This window comes from Pseudomonas sp. HY13-MNA-CIBAN-0226, assembly GCF_040310305.1.
Lineage (GTDB): Bacteria > Pseudomonadota > Gammaproteobacteria > Pseudomonadales > Pseudomonadaceae > Aquipseudomonas > Aquipseudomonas gregormendelii.
The window spans coordinates 1-312 of record NZ_JBEOPS010000130.1 but is presented as its reverse complement, the minus strand read 5'-3'; the positions used below and the strand labels follow the sequence as shown (position 1 = coordinate 312).

Below are 312 nucleotides of genomic sequence, written 5' to 3'. Positions count from 1 at the left end.
AAACTGAGCAGCCTATAGTGGAGCAACTGACTAAAGAAGAAAGTCAGGCAGCTAAGTCAAAAACCACGATTGCCAGTTATAAAAACATGATTGAGAATGTGGCGGAGCAACTATTGCCACAAACAGGTATGTTTAATTTAACCACGCCAAAAGTACCAAAGGCGCGCAGCCGTAAGCCAAAGACTGACCATAAAAAACCAACGCAAGCTGAAAAGCTAGAGTCTGGTGAGTCAGACAGCGAAAGCTAATTGTAGAGCCCAAAAGCAAAAGCCCCAAAGTTGTCAGCAACTTTGGGGCTTTTTTATTCTATAG

Annotated in this window: 1 protein-coding gene; it reads left to right on the top strand. The window is 42.9% G+C overall.

Going from position 1 to position 312, the window contains the following annotated elements:
* Nucleotides 1-248, top strand: a 248-nt coding sequence (locus AAEZ05_RS28085) for a hypothetical protein (RefSeq protein WP_350649831.1), incomplete at its 5' end; no start/stop codon positions are given.
* Between the last annotated feature and the right edge of the window lie 64 nt (nt 249-312).